Source organism: Candidatus Symbiopectobacterium sp. (assembly GCF_020054415.1).
Lineage (GTDB): Bacteria > Pseudomonadota > Gammaproteobacteria > Enterobacterales > Enterobacteriaceae > Symbiopectobacterium.
In genome coordinates this window covers 1-3730 of record NZ_JAHWCO010000578.1, presented here as the reverse complement: position 1 = coordinate 3730, position 3730 = coordinate 1, and the positions used below count along the sequence as shown (strand labels likewise).

The window sequence follows — 3730 nt, the reverse complement described above, 5'->3', positions numbered from 1 at the left end:
GCGTAACCGATTGCAACGGCTCAATCGCAAGACGCTCGGATATTCAAAATCATCCGAAATGCACGATAGGATCATCGGTACTTACATCGAACGCGAGTACTACGTTTGATGCTACATCAACTCATTGAATACACGACCCGGAATTTCAGCGCCGGAATCATGCTGCCGAAAGCTTGGTTGGTGAAGGTGCAGTTAGCTTGCATCTGTTTGCACAGAGCTTTCGCCAGATCCATATCAAAGCCGACGATCTCGTTGTTGGCATCGAGAGATTCAAATGGCGGATAGGTGGCGGAGGCGGTAAAACGGATAGTGTCTGCGGTGTTAGCGCAAAATACCATACCTGCCAGTAACGTGGCGACCACGAATTTTTTTCATGTTGTGCTCCAACGATTTTTTTAAATTCTCATGCGGCATGCTTCCCGCTCAACGGAAATCACATTGCCATTAAGTGAATTAATATGCAAATAAAATGATTTAAAATACATTTAAGTACTGATGAAACAGACAAAAAGCAGGCCGAAGCCTGCTTTTTGTCGTACAAGATATATCAGTTACGGTGTTCAAACGCCAGTGCGCGTCGTTCGATGAGCCGCATCAGCAATGTTAACAACCCATTGACGCACAGATAAATAATCCCTGCGGTACCGAACACGGCGACATCGTAGGTACGACCATACATCAGTTGGCTGTAACCCATCACCTCCATCAGCGTGATGGTGTAAGCCAGCGAGGTACTTTTAAACACCAACACCACTTCGTTTGAATAGGACGGTAGGGCGCGTTTGAAGGCATAGGGCAGCAAAATACGCAATGTTTGTGCCGGTGACATACCCAGCGCTGCACAGGATTGCCACTGCCCGGAAGGTATGGCGCGTACGGCACCGTAAAACAGTTGCGTAGTATAGGCCGCGCTGTTTAATGCCAGCGCAATCATGGCGCACAGCCAGGGTTGAGAGAGCAAGTGCCACAACCACGGGATCTGCTGGATTGCCGGAAACTGGCCCGGACCATAGTAGATCAGGAAGATTTGCACCAGCAGCGGTGTGCCGGTAAACAGCGTGATGTACGCCCGGGATATCAGCGACAATACCGGCGTTTTTAACGCAAGCACTGCCGTCAGCACCAAAGAGATAACCAGTGCGGCAATCAGCGCCACTAGCGTAAGGCTAAGGCTGGTGTGCAACCCTTTGAGCAATTCAGGTAGGTAGGCAAGCATCAAGACGGCCTCCGTTCAAAGCGCGTAGTACGCAGTTCGATATGTTTGAGGACGTATTGACTTAACAAGGTGATTACCAGATAAATTGCTGCCGCAATCACATACCAGGTAAAGGGCTCTTGGGTACGTGTGGCTATGCTCTTGGTTTGCAGCATCAGATCGTTCACGCTAATCAATGACACCAATGCGGTATCTTTCAGCAATACCAGCCATTGGTTGCCGAGACCGGGCAGGGCATGACGCCACATTTGCGGCATGATCAGACGAAAGAAGATAGCTGCTTTACTCAAACCCAGGGCTTGCCCTGATTCGCGCTGCCCTTGCGGGACCGATTTGAGCGCGCCGCGCAGCGTTTGTGACGCATAGGCTGCATACAGCAGCGCCAATGCAATCACACCGCACAGAAACGGGCTGACTTCAAACGTCTCAATGTTTAACTTGATGGGATACGCTGCGCCACCAATACTGAGCGTAAAGCCATCTGCCAGTATCAGTAGCAACTGTGATGAACCAAAATAGATAAACAGCACCACCAGAATTTCCGGCAGACCGCGTAGCAGCGTCACTAACGCTGTGCCACACCAGGCAACAGGCTTCCAGCGCGCCATTTCCCAGACAGCAAACAGCATCGCCAGAATCAAACCGAGTACCAGTGCACAAACGGCAGGGCCGACGGTCATGCCGGCGGCGCTTGCAAGAGGATGAAATTCAATCATTGAGCGAGATTACTGCTGAAACCATTTGTTGTAGATGGACTGATAAGTGCCATCCTGTTTGACTTTTTCCAGCGCGTCATTGAAGCGTTTGACCAGTGCATCGTTACCCTGACGCACCGCAATGCCCAAACCGATACCAAAGTAGTTTTTATCCGTCACGCTGCTACCTACGGTAGCCAACTGGTCATTCTGTTTCAGCCACTCATTCACCACGGCGGTGTCACCGAATACCGCGTCCAGACGGCCGCTTTTCAGATCCAGAATGGCATTCTGATAGCTGTCATAGGGCACTGTGGTCACATCTTTGTGTTGGTCCAGTAGGTATTTTTGGTGAGTCGTACCGTTTTGCACGCCAACGCGCTTACCTTTCAGGGCACCAATATCGGCCACTTTGCCTTTCTGTGCGATAAACAGCGCAGAGTTGTCGTAGCAAGGTTGGCTAAACGTAACCTGTTGCTGACGTTCCGGCGTAATATCCATCCCCGCCATAACCGCTTCATAACGGCGGAATTTAAGCCCTGGGATCAAGCTGTCAAAGGCTTGATTGCTAAACGTACAGGTGGCGTTCATCTCTTTGCACAGCGCATTGGCAAGATCGACATCAAATCCTTGGATCTTGTTATTATCGCCCACGAATTCGAACGGAGGGTAAGACGCTTCAGTCGCGAAACGGATGGTTTCAGCGGCGCTGGCGGCAACGCTGGCGTTGGCGAGGAGTGCTGCAACGAGTAATTTTTTCATTGTCATTTCCATCTTGTTCATCAATGAGAAAGATAACTGGCGAACTCAGCGGTTTGCGGCGCAGTAAAGTGGCTCGCATCACCCTGTTCGACAATACGGCCATTTTCCATGTACACCACACGGCTGGCAGTTTTACGTGAAAAATCCACTTCGTGAGTGACGATCACTTGGGTGATGCCGGTCTGTGCCAGTTCCTGAATAATACCGACCACCTGGGCCGTGATTTCAGGATCGAGCGCGGCTGTTGGTTCATCAAACAGCAGCACCTGGGGTTCCATCATCAGTGCGCGGGCAATCGCCACGCGTTGCTGTTGCCCACCGGACAAATGCAGCGGGAAACGATCAGCAAAATCGCGCAGGCGTAAACGTGTTAACAGTTTGTCTGCACGTGCCAGCGCCTCGTCTTTGCTCAACCCCAATACCCGACAAGGTGCCTCGGTCAGGTTTTGCGTGACGGTCAGGTGTGGCCACAGGTTGTATTGTTGAAATACCATGCCGACATTGCGGCGCAACTCACGAATGGCACCGTCACTCGGCGGCTGTGCAAACGTAAACTGGTTGCCTGCAATGGAAAGCGTGCCCGAACGTGGCATTTCCAGCAGGTTCAATACGCGCAGCAGCGAGCTTTTCCCCGCACCGCTGGGACCCAATAACACCAGCGTTTCGCCAGCCGGACAATCAAGGGTGACATCGAATAGCGCCTGATGCACGCCATAGAAACAGTTAATGCTGTTTAGTTGAATACTCATGCGCAAGAATTGAATAGACATTGATGCCGCGAATGTTAACGTCGGCAGGATACTTATGCAATCGCCGTGGGTTAAAATTTGCCAATTAGCGGACTAATGGATAAATAATAGTACAAAATATTGGTTAAGCGGCGGGTTGGCTGTAATTGTCGGGACCGAAGGATAACAGAGGCTTTGTTGAATAAATCAGAACTTGTAACGACTGCGCCCCATACGGGTCGATTGTTACGTGATGCGAATACTGTTCGGCATTCCTAATAGCGTGATCCGGTTAAGCGCTTTGACCATGGCCATGGCTTCACCCACCT

The 3730-nt window shown here is 50.8% G+C and carries 5 protein-coding genes and 2 pseudogenes; 1 reads left to right on the top strand and 6 read right to left on the bottom strand.

Annotated elements, in window-relative coordinates; genetic code table 11:
• The coding region (locus QZ506_RS16875; RefSeq protein ID WP_291968657.1) for an IS1 family transposase at positions 1 to 109 on the top strand (109 nt) is incomplete at its 5' end.
• A 28-nt stretch (positions 110 to 137) separates the two neighbouring features.
• Here the strand turns inward: QZ506_RS16875 and QZ506_RS16870 are convergent.
• From QZ506_RS16870 to QZ506_RS16845, 6 genes and pseudogenes are all read right to left on the bottom strand, one after another.
• Positions 138 to 338 (bottom strand): annotated as a pseudogene (locus QZ506_RS16870) (transporter substrate-binding domain-containing protein); the annotation flags it as partial.
• Between the two features lie 209 nt (positions 339 to 547).
• Entirely contained in the window at positions 548 to 1216 is a 669-nt protein-coding gene (artM, locus tag QZ506_RS16865; protein WP_291972645.1) for an arginine ABC transporter permease ArtM, read from the bottom strand.
• Entirely contained in the window at positions 1216 to 1932 is a 717-nt protein-coding gene (gene artQ / locus QZ506_RS16860) for an arginine ABC transporter permease ArtQ (RefSeq protein ID WP_291972643.1), read from the bottom strand. Before artQ ends, artM begins: the two co-directional genes overlap by 1 nt.
• A 9-nt stretch (positions 1933 to 1941) precedes the next feature.
• Positions 1942 to 2673: an arginine ABC transporter substrate-binding protein gene (gene artJ / locus QZ506_RS16855; RefSeq protein ID WP_291972641.1), complete on the bottom strand. Its 732-nt coding sequence runs from the start codon at positions 2671 to 2673 to the stop codon at positions 1942 to 1944.
• A gap of 20 nt (positions 2674 to 2693) precedes the next feature.
• Positions 2694 to 3422, bottom strand: coding sequence for an arginine ABC transporter ATP-binding protein ArtP (gene artP / locus QZ506_RS16850; RefSeq protein ID WP_291972647.1), 729 nt, complete (start codon positions 3420 to 3422; stop codon positions 2694 to 2696).
• A gap of 225 nt (positions 3423 to 3647) precedes the next feature.
• Positions 3648 to 3730, bottom strand: a pseudogene (locus QZ506_RS16845) (lipoprotein); the annotation flags it as partial.